Origin of the sequence: Aliidiomarina sp., from assembly GCF_047920995.1 — a bacterium.
Lineage (GTDB): Bacteria > Pseudomonadota > Gammaproteobacteria > Enterobacterales > Alteromonadaceae > Aliidiomarina.
In genome coordinates this window covers 1-1,220 of the sequence record NZ_JBLRWZ010000082.1, presented here as the reverse complement: position 1 = coordinate 1,220, position 1,220 = coordinate 1, and the positions used below count along the sequence as shown (strand labels likewise).

Here is a 1,220-nt window from a genome sequence, read left to right as displayed (position 1 = left end):
GTTTTCTTCCGCGCACTGCCTTGCTTTTTCAATTAAATCTTCCGCGGTAAGAAGTGGGATTTCCGTAATAGGCTTTATTGCTCTCATAATACCGAAATCTGAGGGCTGCTGATTCAGCACATAATCTGGCCAAAAGGTTGCGCCGCCAGACCAATATAAAAACTCTAAATAAGGTGCTCTGCCTAGGTTTCTGATGCCTAAACCAAAGTTCTCTGGCCCATTTTCTATTGAGAACGAGATAGGTGGATAAGCTTTTAGCAAATCGATACGATATAGCGTGCCATCTTGGTTAATGTGCACACTGCTTCTATCGGCTCCCCCTGCGATGGTGTACATATCCATGTTGCCATCACCGGTTGCATCTTCGAACTTGAAGCCAGGGCTATTAAACGTAATATTGCCATCAACAACTGGCTTTTCTCGCGGAATTAACTTGCCATCTTCAATATAAAAGCCTGTCATTACATCTAAGCTGCCAAAAACAAAGGTTTCTAAATCGTTTGCTCGATCGAAAGCGTTGCTATAATACAAATCCAGATCTACCGGTTGCCGAAAATACTCCCCTACTCTTATTCCGCTAGATTCTGTTTGTACCACCAGCACTGGCGGTTCATCATCATTGATTTTGGTATACTCGAAGAAGTGCCAGCGCGGCGTGAATACCGGTATATCGAATAGAACTGCGCCGATATCGTAAGAGTAATTATCCGAACTACCTTGTTTATATGTGAACACCTCGCCTTCTGGGTGATAATAATCGCTTAAAAAGAAGCCCTCTCCGGGCTTAAATTCCCATAGTGTGAAGCCCAAGCGAAGATCTCGATTATCATCATGCCCAGCCTGCGCAAAATCTGTTGCTTCGGCGTTTTGAATCGCTTCGATAGGAACGTCTGGCGTTACCAAATAATACTTATCTTCATGCCAGAACGAGTGAACATATGGGTTAATAGTGGAAACGTAGTTAATATTCTTATAGTTCTCATACTCTGCGGTTACATCTACGAAAGTGGTTCCCTCAAGCCGCGCAACTTTAAACGGCCCATAAATAAAGAAGAATAGATCATAGCCACCCTCGGTGTTTGGCAGCGGAGTTACCGCCTGCGCGTTTTGCGGACCAAATGGCATAAACGATACCTGATAGGTTCCATCTCCATTACTCATAAGTGCGCTTTGCAGGGATTTCCTTGTGCAATCCCAATTGTATCTTTCTGGAAAAGTAG

At 43.9% G+C, this 1,220-nt stretch carries 1 protein-coding gene; it reads right to left on the bottom strand.

Annotated features, from left to right (window positions below; all coding sequences use genetic code 11):
* Positions 1-1,161, bottom strand: a 1,161-nt coding sequence (locus ACNA7P_RS11190) for a hypothetical protein (RefSeq protein ID WP_416258703.1), incomplete at its 3' end; no start/stop codon positions are given.
* Positions 1,162-1,220 lie beyond the last annotated feature (59 nt).